Raw genomic sequence first — 25,701 nt, 5'->3', positions numbered from 1 at the left:
AGCGCCCCCTATCAATCTTTATTTAAACTGGAAACGAAACCCTGAACGCCGTCACAAACCCTGGAGGCGACTTCTTCATAAGTTCAACCTTCCCGCCAACGCCATCAACGACGCGCTTCACTACCGCAAGCCCCAAGCCCAGTCCCGAATTTAATGGGTTCCTCTCGTCTAGGTTCTCCGTCGTGGTGAAGAGTGGGTCCCAGATTCGACCCTGGAGATACTCTGGAATGCCAATACCGTTGTCAGCGCAGACCAGGACGTGCTTGGTCTCATCATTGACCGCGTAAACCTTGATTTTTCGATTACTGCTGTTAACTCTGGCCACGAGGGCCTTCATCGCGTTGGAGATAAGATTGATAGCAACGCCATGGTAAGCAGCCAATGGCACGGCAGGCCCAGGTAGCCTTGCGTCGACATCGATCTCAATATCGATATCGTGCTCCTCCGCCAAGGCTGTCAAGGTTCTAATCGCGACATTCAACTGGGATTTCGCCTTGAACGGAGTCACTGTTATGTTGCGGGAAGCCCCAACATACAGCCGCATGTACTCTGCCTGTTGGGCAAGAGCAACTTCGTTCTTCAGTACCAACGCGGCATCATCGGCGAGTTCAGGATGATCAACTGCCAACCGCTGCAGGATGCTACCTACGTTGTGGATACTCTCGAGTGTCTTGTCGAACTCATGGGTCATGAAGCCGGCCATTACCCCCATCATTGACATGAGTTCAAGAGACATCCGAACGCTCTTGTCATGCTCCTCAGCGATCGAGAACTGCTGCTCCACCTCCTGAAGCTGCCGCAACATGGCCTGCTTGTGCTCGACGTTGATCTCGGGAGACGAACTGATCTGAGCAATGGCAGAGGCAAGCCCTGACCGCGCGTTCTGCCGGGCCTCTTCGTCTCTGTCTTCATCGTCCTTCAGACGAAAAGACCGGTCAAAGTGTGCCAGCGCCTCTACAGTGAACCTGACCAGATGCCACAACAGTCGAAATGCGCCATTATCCCTGAGCTGCTCGCGGTCCATGTTGGGCTGCAGCCAATTATCGTCTTCCTGATTGCCTGCGGGCACCTTACGCGTCGCCACATGGACGCGGCCTATTAACTGCGACATCCGAGGCAGCGCTAGCATAGGGTTCAGTGCAGGACTGCGCTTTGCTGTAGGGTCCATCGGATAAATTGATGGTGTGAAAATAGACTGCCAGTTGCGTTCGTTCGAAGCCTTGGATGCTTCAATTGCGAGCCAGTCACTGTTTTCATCGGCATAAGCCGGCATCGCGAAACCATTGTCCACCACGGCAACGCCAGAGTTCTGCTTGACCCATGCCATGGCCTTTTTGCCATTGACCGAGAGACCGGTAAATGTACCTTGGCGGCTCGGGAAGAATCGAAGGTCCAAAAAAACTGGACTATTAAGGGTGTTAGCGAGGGGCAGGTAATCAACGCCTGCAAGATCCTCAGGCAAGCCCCGGGGGTCTTTATCGCCGGCGTGGGCCGATAGAGCTTTTGACGAATAAGGTTTGGCCAGACGATCTAGGTGCAGAGTGCGCTTCTCCACAGGCTTGGCCAAACCTTTCCAGTAAATCCGAAAATCAACCACGCCTTTTTCATCAACACTTACGCGTGCACGTGCGACATACCGACCAAGGATGGATTCGGCCAAATCTTCCTGCTGCGCATCATTTGATGCACCCTGGGGGAATACAACACGGAAACCGGGGTCCTCTTCAGTGCCAGGCGGGCTACTGCCGAAGTCCGGCTGCTCAAGGCCACCGTCAGCTTTGACCAATCGAAGCACATCGGTACGTACTTTGGTCACAGGCAAGTCAGAAACATTCTCACGGAGGGAACGAATCGATAGCGTCGTTCCTGTAGATACGCCTTTTGCGGCGGGCACTACCGTGTATTCAATTTGAATATCCGCGACATCATTCTTTTTGGATATCTCAAGCCAATCGAACGTAGCTTTCAACGTCCTGAGTTTGCCGGTACTGGGGTCAAGTGCAGTGGTCTCCACCACGAGCACGGTACCCAAAAAACGAGCAGAAAATCGACCCACGCCCTTGGACCCGGCCATGTGGCGCTGAAATTTGCGCGAGTTCCTACGCTTGGCTTTATTGGTGCTACTGACGACCATCCAGTTTTCGAGAAACTCTTTTTCGGTCAGCCCGTGGCCGTCATCACTAACGACGATCTGATCATTAGCGATCTGCACCGTGCAGGAAATTGCGTCAGCGTCATAGCTATTCTTGATCAACTCAGCGAGCGCGATCTCAGGCTTGCTGACCAACCGTTCGCCAAGCTCTTCGAACAAGGCCGCGCTAATGTGGAACTGCGCAAACTTGACGTCTTTCTGGTCATCCTTAGCCATATGATCGCGCTCAAAATTTTTCAATGCTTCAAGCCGGAAGCAGGTCGGCCAAAACGGCGTTCAATTGACGGACCTCAATCTTTTTGAGGCCGTTGGAATGATGCACTAATCGCCTGTGGAAATCATAGTCTCGCAGCTTATCGAACATCATTCGGGCCAGATTCAGAGTTTCGTCAATCAGAACGCCGTATACGGACCCGACCGCCACTGCCCCCACCTCATTCACTAGCACTTTGGGGCGCTTCTGAGTAAAACCCGACGCTACCAGCAACGCGGGAGCCGGGTGAGCCCGATACCTCCACCAAATTTTACGAGCCGTACAGGTACTGTATCTGGCCCAAGCAGGCTCATTGATGCCAGAAAGGTAGCGCGTTAGCTCAGGCGAAAGTTTCTCTTCGTCGCTTCTGATCAACCAACAACGAGATCCTGTGCGCACGAAGATTCGCTCAAAGCTATCTTTATCAAGTAGCTCCATATCTTGGCTGACGGATCGAAGAGACGTAACACAAGGGCGAACATCCCTCCCCCTCTTGAGCGAGTGGAATAGCCGCTCCTCTTCGGTCAATACGAAAAGCTCCTGCCCACCCGGACTCAGGCCTCGAATGGCTTTACAAGTGTCAGATCCATCGGAATATGAGAGGACCTTGGAGCGGGTTCCGGAGGCATGATTCGCCAACTTTATCGAACCAGACCGGTTAATAACCCCAAATTTCCAATCGCCGTCGCTGGATCTTTTATCAATTATGGTTATAGACGCCGTAGTAAGCACGGTGGGAAAAATATTCGAATCGAAGCGATATACATATACATTCCAGCCTTTACCCTCGATAAACGCCCGAAGTTCGCTAGCACTCGGCCGAGTCACCCACTCATAAGGAACTACTTGAGCAACAACTCCATCATCTTTTGTGCGCATAAGCGCTTGAGTTAAAAAAATAATGAACGCGTTTGCGGTCTTCTTCAGCGCAGGGCCACCAGCAGTTCGAATACTTTCCAAAGCCGAGTCACGCCAGACAGTCTCAAGACCGTGATGACGAATATAAGGCGGATTTCCAACGCAAATCTCGTAATCCGATCCTTTCCATTGCAAGGCGTCGGCTACTACTAGCTGAGCTCCGGGAGGAAGCTTGGCTTGAGAGACTTTCGCCACATCCCGTTCAACACCTGTATATTCTCTATAAGCCCCATCCACATGGCTAAAGCGGCCATCACCAGCGCCAAGATCCAATACAGAGTTAAAGACTTGACCAGGTCGCTGTTTTGAAACTAACGACCAAACCAAGCGAACAATGTCAGGTGGCGTTTCAACTTGGCAGCGCGTTAAATGAGCCTCTTTCATCTCAAAATATTACCAAACTCTACTGAAAATTTTTAACAAGCAAAGGTTCGCACCCCCACTACTATGATTATTTATTATCTACCTTCCATACAAAAACCCGTAACAAAAATCTTATGAAAGCGACTTAGGAGCATGAGCGTTTCGAAACTAGTTAACCAATCACTAAAACACAACACCATACCTTCTCTCGCAGTCTTTACATGATGACATAAAAGCCCGCTGTTGATAGCCAAATCTAACACGTCAAATGGAGATTTTGCTCCTCGTCATTCTCAATGTCCTCTGAAAATCGGGCATAACTGAGTAGCGGCATCTGCCATTTTTAGCCGCTGGCACACGGTACGGTGTGAAGCGAGCGATCCGTCAGGAAAGGAGCCTCAAAATAATCGTTGTAGCAGGGCAACCGTCAGAATGGATGTTTTAAGGTGGGTACGAACCTGGTTCGAGCGCTCGCTACTCGCTGATTACAGCCCACGCCTGTCCCCAATTGCTCGATTTTTCTGTAACACGCATCAGGTCTGCAACACGCCGGCTCCAGTGAAGCACGACCAATGTGTAACAGCAGTTAAATCTATTAAATTCAATAGGTTAATAAAATTCGTTACACCTGAAACACCTGTAACACCAATTTTCGAGCAACCTCCCCCGCCCCCCCAGAGCTGTTAGCACCTTCAGCGAAGACAACACAGTCTTGACGCCGATTCACGGCAGATTTTTCGAGCGCTAGAGATGTTTTGGGCCGACTCAAGGATTGAAGGGCTGCCAACCAACGCGGGTCGGGCGTTACCGATACCTCGCGATCGTCACGAACCTCATCCGCGTTGAGCCGATCTGCGTCAAGAAGTAATCTGGCATCCTTGGCAAGCCGTACCGCGTTTCTTAACGCGGCGTTCATTCCATTCGCTGTTTGAGAATTGGAAAGTGGACCCTTGTAGCTGTCGAGTTTTTTCTGCATGGCGGTCCCCTCATGCGTTTTATGGATGAGTGACGTTAGCTGGGCCGGTGGAAGTTTCCGCTGCCACCGGACATTTGCCGGTGTGGCGGCTTGTCCAAAACCAAGAGAAGAGTGATCAACAATGCATTCCAACCAAGCAGTAAGCCAAGCTTTGCAAATTAGATTCGCTACTTTCGAACGGCGCAAGGAGGATGATTACGAAAGTGAAGACATAGCTCATGGCGCTGCTCATCTTGCTTTGGACATCGGAATCATAACGAATGACCCCTTACTGATCGCCCAGGCACAAGAGGTCCTCACGACCATTAACCGTTGGCGTGAGCTTCAAGACGAGCAGGACGCGCAGTACATGGCCGACAGTCACGCCGCTTGGGATGCTTCACAAGAGAAGCACAGGCAGGCGTATGTAATGGTGAAAGAACTGGTGGGGAAAGAGTTTCATGATCCACGTTGGAGCGCGCTGATTGAAATCTACCAAGAGGCGTTCCCGACTTTTCTGGTTAGAGGTTCGGTCTATGCGAGGATTGATCCCAAACAGGGAGCTAGTCGACTTCGTCACGAGCTAGCTGAACTGGTGAAGGACAAGCGGTTGGACAGAGCTCCCACACCAGGTGAGGTTCACGCACTGCTGCCCTCTGCCAAAGCCCTTTTAGAAGAGCGCACCATTAGCTACTTAGAGCGGGCGTTGCCGGGATTCGATTTTCGAGGTCATCCGATTTTGAGTTCTAAATAGGTGCCGGGGACCCTGCAAGCTTTGTAGTTACACGGGGTCGGAAACCCGCGTCATCGTGTTAGCGGAAAAGTGCCCAGCTTAGTGAACAGGTGAACCGGGTGAACTGCTGTTCACCAGTGCGTTTGCACTATGAATCAAATGTCGCTGGGGACCCTGGGCATTTCGGATAGACACGGGGCAGAGAACCCGCGCGTTCGTGTTAGCGGCTGGATTTTTGAAGTTGGTTGACAGGTTGACGGAGTTGACTCGGTTGACGAACGCCATGCGTGCGTTATCAGCAACACAAAGGGGCATCTTTACCAACACGGTAACGATGCCCTTTTTTCTTCAATATCCTTTCAATTTCAACGTTGAAATTTCAGTAAGCTGGGGAAACTACCGCTAACAAGATCTCGCGGGTTTCCGACCCCGTATGATCCTAAGATCCACAGGGGCCCCAGCAGTTTTGGAGCCGTATTCGGATAAAGCTCCCTCACCAATGCGATTCGGGACCAAAGCAATCGTATTCCCGTAGGGCCGAGTCACTACCGCCGATAGGAAAGAGATGAGCACATCGACCGAAGGGCAAGATGCCCATAAACAAGCCCTGGTTGAACACCCAGCCTTAAAGATCTTGCTTCCTCACCTGCAGAGTTATTACTGGAAGTGCCTTAAGGCACATAGATCAGAAGGGGAGAAACCGTCTCCTCTAGCGACTGAAAGCTATTCCTCCTTCGTATTTGACAAGGTCTGCGAACTGGATAATGCATTGGCCTCGTTAAGGCTAACCTTGCAATTCCTGATGGACCTTGGGTCGGAAACCAACGCAGATCCAGAAGCATACCGCTATCACTACGAAAACTTCATGCTTCGAGTGATCGGTTTCATTGACCGTGCCCATCGGCTGGTTGGTGCAGCCCTCTTCATGCCACCGAAGAAATTTGAGTCCATAGGGGGCAATACGTTCGTCAAGAAACAAACGAAGATCAATCACCCTGGTATTCACTCCGCTCTGATTGGGGTAACCGACGTCGTTGAGAAATATCGAGAACCTAGAAACGAATTGATCCACTCAAGCGCCTACTCAAACCGCGAGCTAGGACTATATTTGGCGGTCAGTACGTTAAGCATCGACACTGGTGAAATTGATGTGAAAGAGCTGAAGCGAGAGCACATCATGAGCGGGGTATCAGAGGTTGCCATTGCAATAGCAGAACTGGTCGGAGCTCTGAAGGCGCTACTAGATGAGCTCGCACCCAGCTTTGTCGACGCTCAAAGAACGTTCTCCGCTATGGGAAATGAGGACCAGTAGCCCGGAGCGTGTATGCCCACGTGTATGCCTTGCTGAAGCACGACCAGACAACCCCTTACAGAATGGGCCTCGCAGCCTTCAGTTCAAACGACGCCTGGCCATATGTAGAAACGAGAAAGCCTCAGGCCGTTGGGTCTGGGGCTTTTTTGTGGCTGAGATTCGGCAAGCCCTCCGCTCTAGTTCTCCCGGTAGCTGCGCTCAATCAACACCTTGGCTCTTTCCAGATCGGCCTGAGTGCGCAGGCTCAACTCCAAATCGCCGGTACCCCAGTGACCGATGTTGCGTACATCACGACTGAAACCCTCAACAAGCTCGACAGAATCAGGATTGAGTTTGAGGTAAAGCTGCAGCCGCTTGGACTGCACCACTAAGCTGGCGAAGTTTTTCAAACGACGGAATGCAAGGTAGACCTTCAGGGGCTTCTCCTGCACATCATCACCGAGAGACTGCAGGTAGCTGGTGGTCTGTTCGAAGAGTACAGAGATTTCCAACGTCGCTTGGGACAGTTGTTCCTGCCAAGTCTTGTCTCTTCCAGCAGGAATCGGCTTGTCTGCTCCACTCTCTAAAGACTTGGCTGCTGCGGAGGTATCCGCCACGCTCACCACATTGACCAGCTCAAGCAGCAATAGATCATCTGCGAACAGCTTGTAGCGGATCAACTCGATGTTGCGCTGTATCAGCTGCACGGCGTGCTGATCGTAACGGGTGAAGTCAGCGGCGATACAAAGCAGTCGCGTACCACTCCACTCAATCTGCTCAGCGGCCTCTTTCCCCAGTTTTTCCATCACCAACCAGCGAAACTCGGCCTGATGATCCAGCAACCAGTCGAGGTAGAACAGGCCCTGATTAATCACATTCTCGTTACTGTGACGCTTATATTCGATGATGACCGGACAGCCATTCTCATCGAGCCCGAGGGAGTCGATGCGCCCCTTGTGGGTTTTGCCGGTGGTGTATTCGGTAGCGAGAAAGCGCACCCCGAGGAAGGCTTCCATCTGCGCTTCGATTAAGCTTTGTAGCTGTTTTTCTACCGCCACTGCACGGCTAGGTAATTCACAGGCGCCGTTGGCGGTGTTCAAACGAAAGAGCTGGATATCGCTCATACAAAATCCTTTTAACAACCCGCGTATACGATACCGGTATCAGGTGCTGGATTACTCGAATCCCGCTTACCCATCAAATACATGCGAAAAAGACCCTCTCTGGGAATATGCCGGGGCCTTCTGTGAATCCATTTCGAGGTTTAACCACTCATACCGGAGAGCTAGCCTCGAGAAACAGCAGGCCGGCGCTCACCCCAACAACCCTCGTATATTCCCCTGCAACGTCGACTTGAGTGCGGGATCGCTGGCCACCAATCGGTACAGTTCTAGATCCTGGCGTCGGCGCATCAGCATTACTTCATCAAAGATCTTCTCGAAAGCCAGATTGCGGTGGTCTTCGTCCTGACTCTTCTGATACTTCGTTTCGAAGTCCGGATGCTCTTGAATACCCTTAACAATGCTCAGGAACTTCACGCGTTTTTCTTCGTTCGTTACGCCCCAGGCCTGGAACCAGCGTTCATTGAAAGACTGGATGATCTGATCCAGCGGGTCACTTTCCTGATCAACGCCATGTATCCCTCTCGGATTGGGGTTGGCCGGATCCAGTGTGGTCTCGGAGTCGTCTAACACAATTGAGTGGTTGAGCTTTACCCGCTCTAGCCCGTACGAGGAAAGATCCACCGAGTTGAGCAGGGCGTCGATCTCGTCGGCGTGCTTATCCTTGACCTTTAGCTTCGGGATCAGGAATTTGAGGAACCAAAAGAGCTTTTCCCAAGCGATGATTTCGTAAGGCATGATCGAGGCCATCTGGCCGTAGATCTTCACGAACTGCTTGGCCTTGATCTTGAAATCGACTTTCTCCTCATCCTCCAGCTCCAGTTCCACATCGAAACGCTCGACGGCGATATCGATCAGCACAGCCAACTGCTCGGCATCTACATTGTCGAAGTACTGCGCGGCGAACGCCTCCACCTCCGGCCACTCGTAGACGCCCACTTCGTCCAGTTGATCCTTGAGTTCATGGAGCACATTGATGTCCGTGGCGCCGGATAGGCTGGTGGCTGTGTAGAAGGGGTCGAAGGACGTCTTGATGTCCTCCACTGGGTTGAAGAAGTCGAGAACGAACAGATCTTCGGTCTTCTTGCCCCATTTGGGCGCGGCGCGGTTGAGGCGTGACAACGCCTGCACGGCGAGCACGTCCTGCAACTTCTTGTCGACGTACATGGCACATAGCTTAGGCTGGTCGAAACCGGTCAGGTACTTGTTGGCTACGACCAGCAGGCGGTACTCATCGGTGTCAAACTTGTCACGGGTATCTGCCTCAGCGAAGCCGTTGACCTGAGCTTCGCTGTATTCGATGCCATCAACCATCTTGTCGCCGGAGAAGGCGATCAACGCCTTGAACGGGTTACCCCGCGCATCCAGCAGCCGGCAGATGGCCTTGTGATAACGGATGGCCGCCTCGATGTTTTGAGTGATGATCATGCCCTTGGCCAGATTCTTGAGCTTCTTCGGGATCACTACCTGATCGATGAAGTGATCCAGCATGATCTCGGCCTTGGCGTTGATGGTCTGCTGGTCGCGCTCTACATAACTACGCAGCTTCTTCTGTGCCTTAAGCTTGTCGAACAGCGGGTTGTCCTCAATGGACTTGCGGATTTCGTAATAGCTTTTGTAAGTGGTGTAGTTGGCCAGTACATCAAGAATGAAGCGCTCCTCAATGGCTTGCTTCATCGAATACAGATGGAACGGCTCGAAGCGGCCATCGGCCTGTTGTTGACCAAACTTCTCCAAGGTGCTGCTCTTCGGCGTAGCGGTGAAGGCGAAGTAAGAGGCGTTGCCACGCATCTTGCTCTTCTTGATGGCGCTAAGGACCTTCTCCTGGGCATCATCCAGCTCGTCACCGCCCATCACCTTATTCATCGTCCCGTGGGAGCTACCATCCTGCGAGCTGTGTGCCTCGTCAATAATCACGGCGAAGCGCTTGCTGCCCATGTCGTCGATACCATCGACGATTACCGGGAATTTCTGGATGGTGGTGATGATAATTTTCTTACCTTGCTCCAGTGCCTGCTTGAGATCCGAAGATTTCAGCGCCGGGGCGATGATGTTCTTGACCTCAGAGAACTCGCGGATGTTCTCGCGCAATTGCTTGTCCAGCAGGCGCCGGTCGGTCACCACAATCACTGAATCGAACAGCGGCACATCCAGGCCCCTGGCCCCAGCTACTTCCAGCGAGGCCGGGTAGGTTTCGATCAGCTGATAGGCAACCCAGGTGATGGAGTTCGACTTGCCCGAACCGGCCGAATGTTGGATCAGATAGCGCTGACCCACTCCATGATTGCTGGCATGCGCCACCAGTTGCCGAACCACATCCAGTTGGTGGTAGCGCGGAAAGAATAGCGTTCGTTTGGTCAGCAGCGTTTTGCTGCTGCCATCCAGACGAACGAAGTGCTGGATGATGTTGGCCACGCTTTCACGGCTGAAGATTTCCCGCCACAGGTAGGCGCTCCTGTGGCCGTTAGGGTTGGGCGGGTTGCCTGCACCATGGTTGTGACCCTTGTTGAATGGCAGAAAGAAGGTCGCGGCACCGGCCAGTTTGGTGGTCATATAGACCTCATCGGTATCCACCGTCATATGCACCAGGCAACGGCCGAATTGCAGCAGAGGCTGACTGCTGTCGCGATCCTGCTTGTACTGCTTCTGTCCGTGATAACGGGCGGTCTGGCCGGTCCAGGGATTCTTCAGTTCCAAGGTGGCGAAGGGCAGCCCATTGATGAAGAGCACCATGTCGATCTCTTCCAGGGTATTGCTCAGGGAATACCGCACCTGGCGGGTGCTGCTGAAGATATTCGCCGCGAAATTGCGCTTGACCCGCTCCGAGCTGCTGGCCAGCGGCGCGGGGTACATCAGGTTGAAGTGCACATCGTCGATGGCCAAGCCGCGTTTGAGCAGATGCAGTACGCCGTACTTCTTCGCCAGCCGGTCGAAGCGCTCCAGGATACGCAGATCCCAATCGTCGTAACGTTGTTTGAGGCGCTCCAGCTCATCGGCCTGGCTGTCATGCAGGAACTTCCATAGCCAGCGGGTATCCACCGCATAACGGGCATTGAAGTCCTGGGCGCGGCCCAGCCAGTATCCGTGGTTGGGATCAAAAGGCCGCTCAGCCGCGCCGTCGCGTACCATCACCTGCTCTTCTAAACAGGTGCCGGTCAGGTGTTTCTCGATGCTCGCTTCCAGCGCCTGTTCATTGGTCTTGCTTACCATGCCGGTTTCCTTATGCCTTGCTTGCCCGTCGGTGCAAGGCTACCCCGACACGGCATACGAATATCTGAAAATGTCCAGGTGGCGGAAGCTTAGACATTCGCCGACTCAGGCTAATCCATCGATTTATCGAGGCCTTGATTTCAAATCTGGTCTTACTGATAGCCCACTGCTGGTCCACCCACTTGGGCAGTTCGTCCAACGACATCCCTTTCAGTCAAATGAGCGCTTTTTTCCAACCCCCTGAAAATACTGGGTTTGGAGGCTTTCCCCGGCGGTTATGGGCGCCTCAGTCAAATGACCGTCAAATGAGGTCATGCCCAGCCAGGTACATAGCGATAAGCTTTGCGATTGGCCTTAGGATCATACAATCGGATCAGGCCCGCTTCGATGGTCTGCTTGATAATCCGGCTGGCCATAGCGCTGTTGCCCTCGTCGATCTGGAAGCGTTTGCGCAGCGAGGTGTTGTTCATTGGCTCGCGGTTCACGTAACTCAGGCAGCAGTGCTGGTAACAGGCGCGAATGCGGTCCTCCGGCTCCATGTCCCTGTAGTCCTTGTGGGCAAACAGCACCACGCGAGTGTGTTCGTCGGTTTGCTCGAAGATGGGCGCCGGGAGCTGGTACAGCTCGATCTGGGCGATCACCTTGTCGATGCCGCTGCCGCGCTCTTCGCAGATGCCGATACGGCGCATGAACGAGGCCAACGCCTCGTTGCGGCTGCGCGGGGGACTGTCGAGAAAGCGCTGCGGGTCCACCAGAGGCACTCCGGGGTTGGTAATTTCCATCCGCCGCTCGAACAGCTCGATCATCGGCCCGGTACCGCTCAGGTTGAAGTCCTGGTGAATGATGGCATTGGCCACCAGCTCGCGCAGGGCCAGTTCCGGGTACATAGGCACTTCCTGACGGAAAGCCTTGCCAATTTCCTCGTTGGTCGGCAGCAGGGTTTTCAGGGTGTCGATCACCCCTTCGAAGCCCAAGGCGTAGCCCTTATTGCCAGTGATTTCACGATTGGTTTCCAGTCTGCCACTGCCCTTATAGTGGATCAGGCGTACAGCTTTGCGTCCCAGGGCGGGGAAATCCTGCAAGCGCTTGGCGAACAGAATGGCGCCCAAGTTGGTGATATGCCATTGCCCACTGTCGCTGCGCTGGATCATCCGGTCGGCCGCCAGCGCCGCAAGAATTGCGTCGCGCCCCTCCGGCAAGGGCTGGTTGGTCAGGTCGAAGTAAACCGGATAGTTGAGCAGCTTGAGCACCTGATCAACGCCAAGGTTCTGTGCGGCCAATTGCTGTTCGAAGGGCACTCGGTCGAACACGCGCCAGAGCGCCCGCTCCTTTTCGGGAAACTCGCGCAACTTCTTCTTGTAGGAGCCGACCCGGATATATTCGACGCCATCGAACTGCACCGGGGTATGGCTGGCGGCCTGGACTTCCAGTATCACTACCGGCTGGCCATCAGTGGCGGCAAACTCGAAAAAGCGAAAATGGATCTTCGGCGCGGTTTTCTGCAGCAGCCAGCTTTCCAGCTCCTGCTGCTTGTAACGGGAGGCGGCGGGCTTGAAAGCCGTACCAATCACGGCATGACTGGCATCGTCGATGCCCCAGAGCAGATAGCCATACTGCTTGCCGAGCAGAGCGGCGGCATTGGCCAGCGCCGAGATGTATTCGCCGATCATCGGCGCATCGTCGTTGTCCTGCTTGAACTCCACCCACTCGGTTTCCTGCGGCAATGCGCACAGCTCCCTGAGCAGGGATTGCAGATAGCCAAGGTCACGCTCCACCGTCATCAGGCGATCTCCCGTTCCTTTATCTCGGTAGGCTCCACCACGCCCGGCACCTTGATCTTGCCGGTGACGGCGCTATTAATCACGGTGGATTTATATTCTTTGAGTTTGGTGATTTGTTGTTCAAGCAAGGCAACGGCAGCCTCCTGCTTCAGCATCGCCTGCTCGATAAACTCAACGATGGCCCGTTGTTCCTCAACAGGGGGTACCAGGGTTATCAGTTGCTTGAAGCCATCCCAGTAGAGCCTTTTGCGGAAATCTGTAATGCCTTTTGAGTAACGATCCATCTGCTGGATAAAGCCGGGCGTACGGTACTGGTACTCGAAGAACCGGGCATCGAGGCGCGAGCAAGGAACCGCAATGGTATAAGCGGGGCTGACCATACCCTCCACGCGCACCGCACCAATTGCCCCCTGCCACGCCCTCATCATGTTGAAGGCGATATCGCCTGGTCGAACACGGATGTACTTGGTTTTATCTTCTATCTTTACGCGACCACGGATGTTCTCGTCCTCGGACATCTCTTCGTCGGACACGCCGGAATGGATGGAAACCGAAAGCAGAGGCAGTTCCTCTTTTCCAGGTTCGACTCGCTCACGGAACAAGGCACGGTTGGCCATAATCCCCCAATGCGTCGGAATCTCGCCAATCCATTCACTGCCGGAATCCCGCATGGGCGCATCAGGGTTAAGGCCACGGGTTACAGCACGTTGTATCAGTATTTGCTCGCGCTCTTTAAGCAGATTCACCTGCCTTTCTTTAACACTGATAGCCTGGTTGATTTGCGCCGTTTTGCTGTTTAAAAAGTTGGCTATATGCGTTATTTCATCTGTTGGCGGAACAGGTATTCTCACGCCACCTAATCTGTCGCGTGTCAATTTCGGCTGAGCGGCACCAGAAATGAAAGCGGTATAATCAAGAGAGCTAAGCAATTCAGCCCAATAAATGAATCCAAAAGAATTCGGCCTAAGAATGTGTGCGTGATTATTTACCCAGTATCTACCCTCGGCGACAAATGCTAGCGGTGTAGACTTGCTTAGAAGATTTGCGCCGTCCTCAGCAATCAAAATCAAGGACTCGTCAAATAGATACCCATCTACATAATCAATTATTCCGCTCGCACCATAATATGGGTACTCTCCTTTACGAGCCTCTCGCTGAGAAGCGCTCAGAGGGATACGCCGGCTGTTCAAAAACTTAAAAGCGTAACGAATGGATTTAACGCTCCATCCTTGAGGAATACATTCAATATTTTCTATTGTCGACTTCTTATATGCCGCGTACTTAGGCATTACCTCTAAGAAATTAGTCATTCCTCACCCCCGAAACATCCTTGACCCGAATCCCGAGAATCTCTGCAATCAACCCCTCCGCCTGCTGCTCCAGCGCCACGATCTCCCGTGCTACTTCCCCCATGCTGCGCAACGGCTGGTGCTTGTAGAAGTACTTGTTAAAGCTGATCTCGTAGCCGATCTTGACCGACTCCAGATTGATCCAGGCCTCCTCGACATGGGGCTGCACTTCGGCCTGGAAAAAGCGGTGGATAGAGTCCGCCAGCGGGATGCTCTCGCTGTCACGCAGTTCGCTGCTGGACTCGTAGGTAATGAACTCGCCGGGCTTGCCGTTGGAGTAGTAGCCGAAGTCGGGCAGTTCCGGCTCGCGGCAACCCAGCCTGTGCAGCAGGGCCGGCAGTTCCTCGCGGTCTAACTTCTCGATCTTGCGGATTACCTTTGCAGCGTTTTCGTCGTACCAACTCACGGCATTGAGCAGTTGGTTGCGCTCGCTGGCACCGAGCTTGATGCCGGAGTCACGGCCCAACTGCTTGAGCACCTTGTCAACCTGCTTAGCGAACAGGTTGAAGTCGTCGAACTCATCGGTGCCGACTGCCTGCATCAGGTAGTTAGACACAGTCACCAGCAGGGACTGCTTCATCCAGGTTTCGAGATTCAGCAGCTTCTTGCGCTGTTTGGCGTTAAGCTCCAGGCCCTGCTCTTCGCACCAAGCGAGAATGGCCTTTTCATGCTTGGCCAGGGTCTGATCCTGGTACACCGCCTCGCCCCACTGCTGGTAGATCCACTCCATAGGCTCGCGCAGGGCCTTGTCGAAGCGCAGGGTTTCGATGCGCTCGGCACTGAACTGCGCCTTACGCCGGTCCGGCCGCTCGATGTTGACCTTGTAATAGCCGAAGTCGCGGTTGTCGAATACTCGAGCGGCGACGCCGTCACCGCCGGCCGGGCGGTCGATGTTGTCCAGATTGAGGTAGATCTGGGTGATCCGCTCGATATGTTCGGCAGCAAACTCGCAGTTCTTGTTGCCCAGGTTCTTGCGCAGCTTGCGGTACAACAGGCTGGCATCAATCAACTGCACTTTGCCTCGTCGACGTGCCGGCTTGTTACTGGACAGCAGCCAGATATAGGTGGTGATACCGGTGTTGTAGAACAGGTTGTTAGGCAACTGGATGATTGCGTCCAGTAGATCGTTTTCGATGATGTGACGGCGGATATTGCTCTCGCCACCGCCTGCGTCGCCGGTGAACAGGCTCGAGCCGTTGTGCACCGAGGCGATGCGCGAACCCAGACCGGCTTCACCCGGAGCCTTCATTTTGCTGACCATTTCCATCAGGAATAGCAGCTGGCCATCACTGGAGCGCGGGGTAGCGTCCTGCACTTCTGCGTTGTCCCAGTAGTCCCGGAGCGTGACCTTGAAGCGCGGGTCGATGACGTCGCCACCGTCCTTGATGAATTTCTGTTCGCTGGCCCAGCTCTTGCCATAGGGCGGATTGGACAGCATGAAGTCGAAGCGGCTGCCGGCAAATTCGTCGACGGACAGGGTGGAGCCGGGGCGGATATGGGCGGGGTTATTGCCCTTGATCATCATGTCCGACTTGCAGATGGCATAGGTCTCGTCGTTGATTTCCTTGCCATAGAGATAGACGTCCCGCTGCGTGCTCGGATCCGGATACTTCTCTTCGATGAAGTTCTGCGACTCGGTGAGCATGCCGCCGCTGCCGCAGGCCGGATCATAAATGGTCATGACCGTGGGCAGACGATCCTTGATTGGGTCGAACACCAGATGGGTCATCAGCTCGATCACTTCGCGCGGGGTGAAGTGCTCGCCCGCTTCCTCGTTGTTCTCTTCGTTGAACTTGCGGATCAGTTCCTCGAACACATAGCCCATGCCCAGGTTACTCAAGGCAGGCAGGCGGTTGCCTTCCGGATCCTCGATATCCTTCGGAGTCAGGTTAATGTAGGGGGAGGTGAATTTTTCCAGCACATCCAGCAGCACGTCTTTGCTGGCCATGTGGCGCACCTGAGCCTTAAGGTTGAAGCGCCGGATGATGTCCTTGACGTTGCCGCTGAAGCCGTCGAGGTATTCCTCAAAGTTGGACAGGAGGATTTGCTGATTGTTGGTGGCAGTCTTCTGCAGCTGGTTCAGTGTCCACTTGCTGATGTTATAGAACACATAGCCGGAAGCGGCTTGCAGGGCGCTCTCATCCAGTTCGGTCAGGCCCATCTCGCTCTGCTGCAGCGCCAACTCGTCCATCACCTTGGGTTTACTCGGCTCCAGCAGGGCATCCAGGCGGCGCAGCACCACCATGGGCAGAATGACGTCGCGGTACTTGCCGCGCACATAGACATCGCGCAGGCAATCGTCAGCAATGGACCAGATGAAAGAAACCAGTTTGTTGTGGACCGCGTGGTTCACTGCAGATACTCCGTGTCGAAACGCTGGCCAACTGGGCGACTTGGCAGCCCAAGGGTTGGCTAAACGCAGCATCTTAACCAAATGACACCGTTGCAGGGCCGAAATCTGGCCAATGGAACAGCTCCTCGAAACTGAAGACATCGACGTCATCTCCTTCCGACTGATTCAGCAGAAAATCCCTACGAATCTCGGAGGTTGCAGGAGCTCAGCCTGCACGATACCCTTCTGCCGTCGCTGCCAATTCAGCGACCGGGCTTGGTAACCCGATGGAATAAGGCGCAACAGCGCCCCCAACACGATTGCAGGCGTTTTTTTTCGTCTGTGGTCTTGTGTTATGGCGGCTGTGCGTGGGACGCCTTCGGGCGTGCCGGTTTCCTTGATTCCCCGGTTTACCAACCTGCGCACAGCTGCCACCCATTCGCTTGGTATCGGATGCGGCAGCTTCTCAAATCAAGGAAGTGAATTATGCGCAGCATTAATCCGTACAAATTTCGGCTTTCCCTCACCTCGTTTCCACATCGCGTAACGCCCCATCGCTTGTTCCCATGCACTGCTTCGCCAACATCGGAGGTGGTCAATGACCAAGCAATCTGAACTGAAAACCATCGGTTTCACACCCTTCCACTACGGCTCTGTTGAACCGCTGTTTCGAGTGAATGGTGGTGTGCCCATCAGCGAAGCGTTGGCGCAGGCGTCCGACCTGTTGTTCCTGGCTAAGTCGTTTGCTGAGGATGCGGCCTACGCAAAAGACACCGACCGCCACGCCTGGGCCGCGCACTATTTGACGGCGATGGGTAAGGCGGTGGTTGATGATGTGGTGAAAGTTCTGACGCAACCACCGCAGACGGCGACGCAACAAACCGCAGAATAGCGGCGACTCACCCATGAAATGCGCCTCGATTTTTCGGGGCCTCCAAAACTGTCAGATGTGAGCGGATGCGTGTTGATGCTGACTTCTGGCGTCCTACCACTCATGCAACTGCATAGTCGTGCAATGGCAGTGGTCAGGCATGCGCCCGGTCTTCATCAGAGCTTGGCGCAAGTTTCCAGATAATCAGTGACAGCCTCTTCAAATGCGTTTCGAAGCTCCTGTACTGACTCGCCATGAAATCCAACGACATCTCTGATATCAGCAATATGGCCGACAAACAGGCCATCTTCCTCGCTGTGCTCAATTCGGGCGGCATAGCCTTTGTAATTCATTACGTTCATGCGGTGACTCCTGATTGCTCAAGGAAAGCGCGAACCTGGTAGGGCTTTGCTTCTTTATCCGGGTGTGTTCGATGAAAGGTGCCGACAACACCGTTCAGCTCAAAGCGTACCCGGGACCCAACGCGATTGGTAAGGCGGAGAAATCCCAAGCAATAAAAAACCCCTGAGCAGTCTCAGCGCCGAAGCGCATCAACCGACAGGGGCCGTGTTGTGGGCGATTGTAAGCGTTGAGGACTTCTCGTCAACTGCCGGTAGGCACTGGTGATCCAGTCAAGGCAGAGGCAACCGTAAAGGAAAACTTGACGGTTCAAATCGCTGACTCGTTTCAGGTCAGCCGCGTGCGGATGAACCAGTCGCTGCCGACGCTCATCGCCTTACCCCACAACATTTTCTGGGTAGTTCTTGGGTAGTTTCTTGGGCGGTTTCTTGGGTAGTTTCTTGGGTAGTCAGCGGCGTTGCTGCCACCGCCCCCCTACACCTGTTGCGTAAAACACGCCCTGATGACTCCAGATCAAACAGTGTTTCTTAAATGACAAAAAACCGCCAAAGCGGTTTTTTCATTCTGTCGTCCAATCAAACTCGTCGTATTCATCATCGTCTTCTTCGTCCTCGATCAACTCATCATCAAGAACGTCTTCCTCAAGATCATCTTCTGCCTGCTTCGCCAGAAGAAACTCCTTACGACTCTCAGTCACTGCTCGCCGCAGTTCCTCACCCTTCACCGGGCAGTTGAGCATTTGGGCGATGCGGTCGATTTTTTGGGCCACGGCATCCTCCAACGCATCGGCTATAGGCCGATAGTGCGCGCTTTCGGGTGTTGTTGCCAAATTGTCGACCGCTGTTCAGCTCATTTCTTCTGCAATTCCTTGAGTTTGGCCGCCAGGTTTTCCTTGGAAAAGCGCTTGTGCAATGTCGTCATCAGCGCTTCGGCGGCTTGGGTTTGTCCGGCCTCTTGCAGGCGTATCACTTCACGTAATTGATCATCCAGTGACTTAACCGGCGCGGCGGCGCGTTTGCTGAGTTTGGCTTCGTCGGCCATTTCGCTGTTGATCGACTCTCGTTGCATTGGTGCAGCAAAATCCGCCATCGGCGCAGCCGGTGCGGGCGCGGACAAGGCCTCGGCCGGTGCGGCCTGGGAGCGGGCAGCGGCTTCCGGTTTGGCGAGCGGTGCGGAAGCTTTGGGCGCAGGGGCGAAGTCGTAACTCGGCAGTTGTTCCGGCGTGCGTTGCACCAATGCCAGCATCAGTGCGACGCCGACGAGACTGGCGAATGCCACTTGCCAACGGGGCTGTTGGCAGGCGCGGAGCCAGCGTTGCCACAGGCTGGGCTTCGGCGCGGGGGCTTCGCGGTGCGCAGTGGCGAGAATGAAGGCGTCGAGGTGCGCCGGTGGTTCGCCGCTGCTGTGGTCGCGGAAATGCTTGAGCACTTCATCGTCAGGCGATGGCGGTGTCTGTTTGGCGTCAGTCATGTCAGTACCTCCTCGGCCAGCAGCCGACGCAGTTTTTGCTGGGCGTAGCGCAAGCGGCTTTTAACGGTTTCCAGCGGTGTTTCGGTGAGGGTGGCGATCTGCGGCAGGTCGAGGTCGCCGTGGGCGCGTAGCAGGAACACTTCGCGCTGGTCCGCGGGCAGGGTTTGCAGGGCGGTTTCGAGGCGTTGACCGTCGCGGCTCAGGCTCAGCAGTTGTTCGGGGTCGGCTGCGTCGTCGATCAGGGCGTGGGCCTGTTCGTCGTAGCTGTCGTGCAAGGGGTTGTGGATGCCGTGTTTGCGCCAGTGATCGATCAGGCGGTTGCGGGCGATCTGGTAGAGCCAGGTACGAAAGTTCGCCCGGCCTTGTGGCTGACTGGTGCTGCGGATCAGGCTCAGCCAGGTTTCCTGGTACACCTCTTCGGCCAGTTCGGGTTTACCGCTGAGGCCGAGAAGGAATCGATACAGGCCCTGGCGGTGGCGGGCGTACAAAACTTCGAACGCCGGCCCGTCGCCCGAGCGGTAGCGCGCCAGCAGCGACTCGTCGCTGCTGGCGGTTGAGCTGATTGCAGGATCGGACATGTCAGCTTTCACTCTATCCGGTTGTCGTTGGGCGGTTGATTCGAGGCGGTGGAGGCTCGCAGGCTCTGCGCCAATTCCACCAATTGCACGAACTCTCCGCGCAGGCCGAACTGATCATCACCCCGTGCGCCACGGGCCAGGGTTTCGGTGTCTTTCAGGCTGAAATCACCGGTGTAGCGCCCGTCCTTGAGCTGCTGGGAAAAGGCAGCGACGGCGGCGGCAAAACGCAGATCATCGCTGGCGGTCGAGAGTTTGCCGGTCTCGCCCTTCAGTATTGGCCGTTCGATCAAGCGACTGTTCCCACCTTCCGGCAACTGATAACGCACCCGCAGCATCGCCAATTCTCCGGTTTTTGCGGAAACTTCTGCCCCGGAATTGCCGTAGCGCAGCGGTTCCAGCCAGCCCTTCTCGCCCTTGGGCACAATTTCGTACAGCGCCGTCACCGTGTGCCCTGCGCCGATTTCTCCGGCGTCGACTTTGTCGTTGCTGAAATCCTCACGCTTCAAGGCGCGGTTCTCATAACCCAACAGCCGATATTCGCTGATCTGAGCGGGGTTGAACTCCACCTGCAGCTTCACGTTTTTCGCCACTACTGCGAGGGTTGAGCCGAGTTGATCCACCAGCACTTTGCGCGCTTCGCGCAGGTTGTCGATGTAGGCGTAGTTACCGTCGCCGGCGTCGGCCAGTTGTTCCATCAGGTGTTCATTGTAGTTATCCACACCAAAACCCAGGGTGGTCAGGGACACGCCAGTCTTGCGTTTATCCACAGCCATTTGCTTGAGGCTGTCGAAGTCGCTGATGCCGACGTTGAAGTCACCGTCGGTGGCTAGCAGGATGCGGTTGATGCCTTTGGGGATAAACGCCTGTTGCGCCATTTGGTAAGCCAGTTCGATACCCGACGCGCCGGCCGTCGAACCGCCCGCCGTCAATTGCTCGATGGCGGTACGAATTTTCGCTTTTTCCCGTCCGGAAGTCGGCTCCAGCACCACATGGGATTCTCCGGCGTACACCACCAGCGAAACCCGGTCCTGCTCGCGCAGTTGATCGACCAGCAATTTCAGGGTGCTTTTGACCAGAGGCAAGCCTTCACGACGGTCCATGGAACCGGACACGTCCACCAGAAATACCAGGTTCGCTGGGGCCAGCGTTGCCACCGCGCGATCGGAGGCCTTGATGCCGATACGCAGCAATCGGGTATGCGGGTTCCAGGGTGACGGTGCCAGCTCGGTGGTCACACCGAACGGTGAGCCGTCAGTGGGCAAGGCGTAATCGTAGGGGAAGTAATTGACCATTTCTTCCAGCCGCACCGCCCCTTCTGGCGGTAAACGCCCCTGATTGAGCAAGCGCCGGACATTGGCGTACGCGCCGGTATCGACGTCGGCGCTGAAAGTCGAGACCGGCGCTTCGGCCACGCTGTGAATCGGGTTATCGGCCAGCGCCTGATATTGCTCGCGCTGTTCATCCCGGTAGCCCTGTGGATAAGTTTCACCGGCGGGCACTGGCGCGAAAGCGACCAGCGGGCCCGGTCTTGCGTTGCGTTTGGCCATCGCGGTGTCCGCCATGGCCGATTCGCGCACTAATGCTTCAGTTTTCGGCGCATTTTGAGCCGGGGGCGCAGCCGCTGCCGGGTTGCCCGTCTCAGAGGCTGGTGTGGATGAACCGCCGCAACCGGCAACGGCCAGCAGTAACCCGACGGCGAAACCCTGGGCGGCCGGGCGGAGGACATGCAGAGGAAGGGACATGGGGGCTGACCTCAGGAGGAAATTGACTCATTCATCCTCTGAGACGGACAGCCCGCCGGGTTCGGGTTAAGCCGAAGTGAAAAATCTTCAGCGGTGATAACGCCGCACCACACTGCTGTTTTTCAGCACATGGCCTTTGATCTGTTCCAGCAACTGCGCGCGGGTCAGGCCGGCAGGCAAGGCTTCTGGCGCCAGGTCCAGGGCGTAGATCTGGATGATGTAGTGATGGGAGCTGTCACCGATGGGCGGGCACGGGCCAACGTAGTGAGTGGTGCCTTTGATGTTGGTGCCACCCACGCCTTCGAGAGTGGATTTGGCGCCGACACCAGCCGGGATCTGCCGTGTCGTGGCCTTGATGCCGTAATGAATCCAGTGATCGACGCCCAAGCCTTTCTGGCCGTCCGGGTCGTGCATGACGATGGCGTAGCTGAGGGTGCCCGGGGGCCCGGCGCTCCAGCTCAGGGCCGGGGACTGATTCTTGCCGCCGCAACCGCTGGCATCGCTGGCTTCCGCCGACGTGAACAGCCGATTGTCCGAAACACCGGGGATGCTGAGGGTGAAACGCTCCTGGGCCTGCGCCGGCAACTGCACGCAAAGGGCGACTGCAACGGCCGCCAGCCAAGGGTTCAAAGAGGTCAATCGGGTCATACCGGAGCACCTTGTGCGGGGTGGGGCCGTCGTCGGCACGCAAACTATAGCCGGACCGTTCGTGCGGTGGCAGAGGGAATTGGCTGAACCTGTGAATAAGCACCAAACTCCTAAGTGAAACACCTGCCTGGAGATCGATCATGGCACTGCACCGCGTCGCCCGTTTTGCCGATGTGCCCCTCGACCGTGGCCTTGAGGTCCGTATCGACAAGATGAAAATCGTCTTGCTGCGGGTCGGCGATCAATTGCGCGCCTATCAGGGCAAATGTCCCCACGCCGGGGCTCCTTTGGCCAAAGGTGCGCTGTGTGAGGGACGGCTGATCTGCCCGTGGCACAAGGCAGCCTATCGGCTCGAAGACGGCGCGCTGTGCGAGCCACCGTCCCTGGACAGTCTGCGGCGCTACCCGCTGGAATTGCGCGACGATGAGGTCTGGGTCGATGACCAGCCGATGCCCAGCCCCAGCACACCGCCGGCGGACGATAAGCGCACCTTTGCGATCATCGGCGCTGGTGCCGCCGGTACGGCCTGCGCGGCGGCGCTGCGGGAGAAAGGCTTCGGCGGCCGGGTGCTGCTGATCGACCGGGAACCCGAAGCCGGATACGACCGTACGGCATTGAGCAAATTCGTGATTGCCGGGGAGATGCCGCCGGACGAAATTCCGCCGCTGCGGGATGAAGATTTTTATCGTGAACAGCGCATTGAACGGATAAACAGCGATGTGATGGGCCTGGATGCACCGAACCGGACGCTGCGCCTGGCCGATGGCCAATCGCTGAGCTATGACGCCGCGGTGATCGCCACCGGCGGCATCCCCAAGCCCTTATCGCTGCCTGGCGCGGACCTGCCGCAGGTATTCGTGCTGCGTTCCAAGGCGCAGGCGCAGCAGATTCTGGCAGCCGCAAAACCGGGTCAACGGGCAGTGATTGTGGGCGGCAGCTTCATTGGTCTGGAATCCGCTTCATCCTTGCGTCAGTACGGCCTGGACGTCACCGTCCTGGCCCGCCATGCCATCCCTTTCGAGGCGCAATTCGGCGAGGCCGTCGGCAAGGCGATTCGTGCCCTGCACGAGGCCAATGGCGTGGTGTTTCATACCGATGGCGAAGCGGCGAAGATCGAAGGCGCAGGCAAGGTCGAAGCAGTGCTGCTGGACAACGGTCAGCGCTTGCCGGCGGATCTGGTGCTGGTCGGCATTGGCGTCACCCCGGCGACCACCCCGTTTACCGATCTGCCGAAGGAAAAAGATCAGTCATTGAAGGTCGACGGCGGCATGCGCGTGACTGACGGGCTCTGGGCCGTCGGCGATATCGCGACCTTCCCGCTCAACGGCCAGCCCCAACGGATCGAGCACTGGCGCCTGGCCCAGCAACAGGCGCGGATTGCGGCGGCGAATATGCTCGGCGGCGACGAACGCTACCTCGATGTGCCGTATTTCTGGACCTGGCACTTCGGCAAAAACTACGACTACCTCGGACACGCCGAGGCCTGGGACGAGGTCGAATTCAAAGGCGACCCAGAGCATCCACCGTTTATTGGCCTGTTCGCCAAAAACGGCGTGGTGGCGGCGGCCGTTGCCTGCGATCAAGAACGGGCCATGGCGATGCTCGCCGAACGGATGAAACAACCGCTGTCGATGGACGAGGCGTGGCGCCTGGTTCGGGATTTTGCCTGACGCACGTCTGCAACGCGTCAGGCTCAGATGTGGCTTATCGGCTCGCGGTTGTCGTCATCTTCAGCCGGCAGGCGGATCACCAGTGGATGTTCCAATGGCGCCAAGGGCAGCGGCAGTTGAGACGGGTCGACTGGGGTGAAGTGCGTAACGACATGGCTGACGTCGCCATCCTGATCGTTGTGAATGGTGATTGAGCCCGGTGTGCGCAGCTTCTCCAGCCGGTCACCGGTGAGCTTGAAGCTTTTGCTCAGCCCCTGATCGTCCACCACTGGCGCCGGCAATCGGCGCTGGGCGAAGCTCTTGCTTTTGCGCTGTTGATAACGCGCCCAGCCAATCAGGATCACCGCATTCACCAGCGCCACCCACAGGTAAATCTGCAACGTGCCGAGGGCGTCGAAAAACGATGCATCGATGCGCGGGCCGTCATGGGTATCGATCAGCGGCCACAGACCCCGCGCCAGCAAATACAGCAGCCCGATCCAGGCCAGCACGGTGAAGACAACATCGATCACGACCAGAAAAGGCCGTTGCCGGGTCCTGATGATTTTCATTTGATGACCTCCTCTTCATCGTCATCCAGCGGCTTGATGCCCCGGTCCGGACTGACCCAGCGCGCGCGCTTCTGATGTTGGCCGAACAGCACTTTGGGAAAGCTGACCAGGGTGGTGAGCAGGCTGATGAACCAGAACACCAGCGGATACCAGACCACCCAGAACATGGTCCTGCCGAGCCCCTTTTCGTAACGTCGGTCGATCATGATGCTGACCGCGAACTGCACCAGGCAGACCACCGCCAACAGCAGCCCGGTAAAGGCCGGTGGCATCAGGTGATGGACGGCAATGGCGGGCGGCATGTCGACGAATTTGCCGACGCTCCAGAAGATCACCGACAGCAGAAAGGTGAAGGCCCAACCGGTGGACAGGCAGTACTCGAACAGCAGCGGCCAGAGGTAACGATGGCGGTATTGCCAGATGCCCCGGATGTTCTTGAACAGCACCTCGGCACCGCCCTGGGCCCAGCGCAGACGTTGCTTCCACAGGCCGCCGAGGGTTTCGGGCATGAGGATCCAGCACAACGCGCGGGGCTCGTAGAAAATGCTCCAGTGATCCAGCTGCAGCTTCCAACTGATGTCGATGTCTTCGGTGATCATGTCCGGGCTCCAGTAGCCGACCCGGTTCAGAGCCGTGCGACGGAAGGCGACGATCACCCCGGAGACGGTGAAGATCCGCCCGAACACCCGCTGGGTGCGCTTGATCAGGCCGATGATCGAGGAGAACTCGCCGACCTGCACCCGGCCGATCAAGGTCGAACGGGTACGGATTCGCGGGTTGCCGGTCACAGCGCCCAGTCGTGCGTTGTCGAGCATCGGCGCCACCAGATAGGCCGCGGTATTCGGCGCCAGCAGCGCGTCACCGTCGATGCATACCAGGTACTCGCTGCGCGCCGCGATGGCGCCCATGCGCAGGGCCACGGCTTTGCCCTGGTTTTCCGCCAGGTGCAGCACCCGTAAACGCGGATCCTGCGCCGCCAGTGCGTCGAGCACCGCAGCGGTGTTGTCCTTGGAGCCGTCGTTGATCGCGATCACTTCGATGTTCGGGTAATGCTGGGCCAGCGCCGCGTGGATGGTATCGGCAGCGTTGTCGCCTTCGTTGTAGCAAGGGATCAGGATCGAAATCAGCGGTTCGCCGGCCAATGGTGGCGGCAAGGTGTCGTCCTGCCACGGCCAGTGCCGCTCCCAGTGCAGCCAGAAATACAGGCCGCCAGCGATCCACAACCCCGACATGAACAGTGGGTAGAAGAACACGAAGTCCATCAGGAATTGCCCGGTGACCAGAAAGATCAGCCCGAGGGGAACCCCCAGGACGATCGCCAGAACCAATAGGGCCAGAAGTCTGTCCAGCATG

At 56.1% G+C, this 25,701-nt stretch carries 20 protein-coding genes and 1 pseudogene; 4 read left to right on the top strand and 17 right to left on the bottom strand.

Going from position 1 to position 25,701, the window contains the following annotated elements:
• Nucleotides 1-22 precede the first annotated feature (22 nt).
• From PSH64_RS00950 to PSH64_RS00940, 3 genes are all read right to left on the bottom strand, one after another.
• The gene (locus tag PSH64_RS00950; protein WP_305479648.1) at nt 23-2,368 is read right to left on the bottom strand and encodes a sensor histidine kinase; all 2,346 of its coding nucleotides are present in this window, start codon (nt 2,366-2,368) and stop codon (nt 23-25) included.
• A gap of 28 nt (nt 2,369-2,396) precedes the next feature.
• Nucleotides 2,397-3,707, bottom strand: a complete 1,311-nt coding sequence (locus PSH64_RS00945) for a class I SAM-dependent methyltransferase (protein WP_305479647.1) — start codon at nt 3,705-3,707, stop codon at nt 2,397-2,399.
• A gap of 601 nt (nt 3,708-4,308) precedes the next feature.
• Nucleotides 4,309-4,662, bottom strand: a complete 354-nt coding sequence (locus tag PSH64_RS00940; protein WP_305479645.1) for a hypothetical protein — start codon at nt 4,660-4,662, stop codon at nt 4,309-4,311.
• 121 nt (nt 4,663-4,783) lie between these two features.
• Here PSH64_RS00940 and PSH64_RS00935 point away from each other — a divergent pair, with 121 nt between their 5' ends.
• Together PSH64_RS00935 and PSH64_RS00930 are read left to right on the top strand one after the other, a co-directional pair.
• Entirely contained in the window at nt 4,784-5,395 is a 612-nt protein-coding gene (locus PSH64_RS00935; RefSeq protein ID WP_305479644.1) for a hypothetical protein, read from the top strand.
• 544 nt (nt 5,396-5,939) lie between these two features.
• Nucleotides 5,940-6,686 (top strand): Cthe_2314 family HEPN domain-containing protein, encoded by a 747-nt coding sequence (locus PSH64_RS00930; RefSeq protein WP_305479642.1) that lies wholly within the window; start codon nt 5,940-5,942, stop codon nt 6,684-6,686.
• Between the two features lie 176 nt (nt 6,687-6,862).
• Here the strand turns inward: PSH64_RS00930 and PSH64_RS00925 are convergent, their stop codons facing one another.
• The 5 genes from PSH64_RS00925 to PSH64_RS00905 form a co-directional block, all read right to left on the bottom strand.
• Nucleotides 6,863-7,789, bottom strand: a complete 927-nt coding sequence (locus PSH64_RS00925) for a DUF5655 domain-containing protein (protein ID WP_305479641.1) — start codon at nt 7,787-7,789, stop codon at nt 6,863-6,865.
• Between the two features lie 189 nt (nt 7,790-7,978).
• Nucleotides 7,979-10,996, bottom strand: coding sequence for a type I restriction endonuclease subunit R (locus PSH64_RS00920; RefSeq protein WP_305479639.1), 3,018 nt, complete (start codon nt 10,994-10,996; stop codon nt 7,979-7,981).
• Nucleotides 10,997-11,307: 311 nt separating this feature from the next.
• Nucleotides 11,308-12,777, bottom strand: coding sequence for an ATP-binding protein (locus tag PSH64_RS00915; RefSeq protein ID WP_305479638.1), 1,470 nt, complete (start codon nt 12,775-12,777; stop codon nt 11,308-11,310).
• Nucleotides 12,777-14,087: a restriction endonuclease subunit S gene (locus PSH64_RS00910; RefSeq protein WP_305479636.1), complete on the bottom strand. Its 1,311-nt coding sequence runs from the start codon at nt 14,085-14,087 to the stop codon at nt 12,777-12,779. The genes PSH64_RS00915 and PSH64_RS00910 overlap by 1 nt, the downstream gene beginning before the upstream one ends.
• Nucleotides 14,080-16,479: a class I SAM-dependent DNA methyltransferase gene (locus tag PSH64_RS00905; RefSeq protein ID WP_305479635.1), complete on the bottom strand. Its 2,400-nt coding sequence runs from the start codon at nt 16,477-16,479 to the stop codon at nt 14,080-14,082. The genes PSH64_RS00910 and PSH64_RS00905 overlap by 8 nt, the downstream gene beginning before the upstream one ends.
• A 577-nt stretch (nt 16,480-17,056) precedes the next feature.
• Here PSH64_RS00905 and PSH64_RS00900 point away from each other — a divergent pair.
• Nucleotides 17,057-17,350 (top strand): DUF3077 domain-containing protein, encoded by a 294-nt coding sequence (locus PSH64_RS00900; protein ID WP_305410755.1) that lies wholly within the window; start codon nt 17,057-17,059, stop codon nt 17,348-17,350.
• Nucleotides 17,351-17,508: 158 nt separating this feature from the next.
• Here the strand turns inward: PSH64_RS00900 and PSH64_RS00895 are convergent.
• From PSH64_RS00895 to PSH64_RS00865, 7 genes and pseudogenes are all read right to left on the bottom strand, one after another.
• Nucleotides 17,509-17,691, bottom strand: a pseudogene (locus PSH64_RS00895) (type II toxin-antitoxin system HicB family antitoxin); the annotation flags it as partial.
• Entirely contained in the window at nt 17,688-17,840 is a 153-nt protein-coding gene (locus tag PSH64_RS00890) for a type II toxin-antitoxin system HicA family toxin (RefSeq protein ID WP_305479633.1), read from the bottom strand. The gene PSH64_RS00890 and the pseudogene PSH64_RS00895, both read right to left, overlap by 4 nt.
• 408 nt (nt 17,841-18,248) lie before the next feature.
• Nucleotides 18,249-18,518, bottom strand: a complete 270-nt coding sequence (locus tag PSH64_RS00885; protein WP_253417307.1) for a hypothetical protein — start codon at nt 18,516-18,518, stop codon at nt 18,249-18,251.
• Nucleotides 18,519-18,538: 20 nt separating this feature from the next.
• Nucleotides 18,539-19,159: a hypothetical protein gene (locus PSH64_RS00880; RefSeq protein ID WP_305479632.1), complete on the bottom strand. Its 621-nt coding sequence runs from the start codon at nt 19,157-19,159 to the stop codon at nt 18,539-18,541.
• Nucleotides 19,156-19,737, bottom strand: a complete 582-nt coding sequence (locus PSH64_RS00875; RefSeq protein WP_230174042.1) for an RNA polymerase sigma factor — start codon at nt 19,735-19,737, stop codon at nt 19,156-19,158. The genes PSH64_RS00880 and PSH64_RS00875 overlap by 4 nt, the downstream gene beginning before the upstream one ends.
• Before the next feature lie 8 nt (nt 19,738-19,745).
• A complete protein-coding gene (locus PSH64_RS00870) occupies nt 19,746-21,479 on the bottom strand; it encodes a VWA domain-containing protein (protein WP_305479630.1) in 1,734 nt (577 codons plus the stop codon).
• An 87-nt stretch (nt 21,480-21,566) separates the two neighbouring features.
• Complete coding sequence (locus tag PSH64_RS00865) at nt 21,567-22,127, bottom strand: YbhB/YbcL family Raf kinase inhibitor-like protein (RefSeq protein WP_105347433.1); 561 nt, start codon at nt 22,125-22,127, stop codon at nt 21,567-21,569.
• Between the two features lie 140 nt (nt 22,128-22,267).
• Here PSH64_RS00865 and PSH64_RS00860 point away from each other — a divergent pair, with 140 nt between their 5' ends.
• Nucleotides 22,268-23,797: an apoptosis inducing factor family protein gene (locus PSH64_RS00860; RefSeq protein WP_105347436.1), complete on the top strand. Its 1,530-nt coding sequence runs from the start codon at nt 22,268-22,270 to the stop codon at nt 23,795-23,797.
• Between the two features lie 23 nt (nt 23,798-23,820).
• Here the strand turns inward: PSH64_RS00860 and pgaD are convergent, their stop codons facing one another.
• Nucleotides 23,821-24,348, bottom strand: a complete 528-nt coding sequence (gene pgaD / locus PSH64_RS00855; RefSeq protein WP_305479629.1) for a poly-beta-1,6-N-acetyl-D-glucosamine biosynthesis protein PgaD — start codon at nt 24,346-24,348, stop codon at nt 23,821-23,823.
• Nucleotides 24,345-25,700: a poly-beta-1,6-N-acetyl-D-glucosamine synthase gene (gene pgaC / locus PSH64_RS00850; RefSeq protein ID WP_105347442.1), complete on the bottom strand. Its 1,356-nt coding sequence runs from the start codon at nt 25,698-25,700 to the stop codon at nt 24,345-24,347. The genes pgaD and pgaC overlap by 4 nt, the downstream gene beginning before the upstream one ends.
• Nucleotide 25,701: the final 1 nt, after the last annotated feature.

The sequence above is a fragment of the Pseudomonas sp. FP1742 genome, assembly GCF_030687145.1.
GTDB classification, from domain to species: domain Bacteria; phylum Pseudomonadota; class Gammaproteobacteria; order Pseudomonadales; family Pseudomonadaceae; genus Aquipseudomonas; species Aquipseudomonas frederiksbergensis_D.
This window is presented reverse-complemented; position numbering and strand designations above follow the sequence as displayed.

Bases quoted from the DNA above. Each gene is read 5' to 3' on its own strand.
- pgaC (WP_105347442.1), bottom strand. From the start codon at position 25,700: ATGCTGGACAGACTTCTGGCCCTATTGGTTCTGGCGATCGTCCTGGGG.
- PSH64_RS00950 (WP_305479648.1), bottom strand. From the start codon at position 2,368: ATGGCTAAGGATGACCAGAAAGACGTCAAGTTTGCGCAGTTCCACATT.
- PSH64_RS00880 (WP_305479632.1), bottom strand. From the start codon at position 19,159: ATGACTGACGCCAAACAGACACCGCCATCGCCTGACGATGAAGTGCTC.
- PSH64_RS00935 (WP_305479644.1), top strand. From the start codon at position 4,784: ATGCATTCCAACCAAGCAGTAAGCCAAGCTTTGCAAATTAGATTCGCT.
- PSH64_RS00870 (WP_305479630.1), bottom strand. From the start codon at position 21,479: ATGTCCCTTCCTCTGCATGTCCTCCGCCCGGCCGCCCAGGGTTTCGCC.
- PSH64_RS00930 (WP_305479642.1), top strand. From the start codon at position 5,940: ATGAGCACATCGACCGAAGGGCAAGATGCCCATAAACAAGCCCTGGTT.
- PSH64_RS00860 (WP_105347436.1), top strand. From the start codon at position 22,268: ATGGCACTGCACCGCGTCGCCCGTTTTGCCGATGTGCCCCTCGACCGT.
- PSH64_RS00900 (WP_305410755.1), top strand. From the start codon at position 17,057: ATGACCAAGCAATCTGAACTGAAAACCATCGGTTTCACACCCTTCCAC.
- PSH64_RS00915 (WP_305479638.1), bottom strand. From the start codon at position 12,777: ATGACGGTGGAGCGTGACCTTGGCTATCTGCAATCCCTGCTCAGGGAG.
- PSH64_RS00925 (WP_305479641.1), bottom strand. From the start codon at position 7,789: ATGAGCGATATCCAGCTCTTTCGTTTGAACACCGCCAACGGCGCCTGT.
- PSH64_RS00865 (WP_105347433.1), bottom strand. From the start codon at position 22,127: ATGACCCGATTGACCTCTTTGAACCCTTGGCTGGCGGCCGTTGCAGTC.
- PSH64_RS00940 (WP_305479645.1), bottom strand. From the start codon at position 4,662: ATGCAGAAAAAACTCGACAGCTACAAGGGTCCACTTTCCAATTCTCAA.
- PSH64_RS00945 (WP_305479647.1), bottom strand. From the start codon at position 3,707: ATGAAAGAGGCTCATTTAACGCGCTGCCAAGTTGAAACGCCACCTGAC.
- PSH64_RS00920 (WP_305479639.1), bottom strand. From the start codon at position 10,996: ATGGTAAGCAAGACCAATGAACAGGCGCTGGAAGCGAGCATCGAGAAA.
- pgaD (WP_305479629.1), bottom strand. From the start codon at position 24,348: ATGAAAATCATCAGGACCCGGCAACGGCCTTTTCTGGTCGTGATCGAT.
- PSH64_RS00910 (WP_305479636.1), bottom strand. From the start codon at position 14,087: ATGACTAATTTCTTAGAGGTAATGCCTAAGTACGCGGCATATAAGAAG.
- PSH64_RS00875 (WP_230174042.1), bottom strand. From the start codon at position 19,737: ATGTCCGATCCTGCAATCAGCTCAACCGCCAGCAGCGACGAGTCGCTG.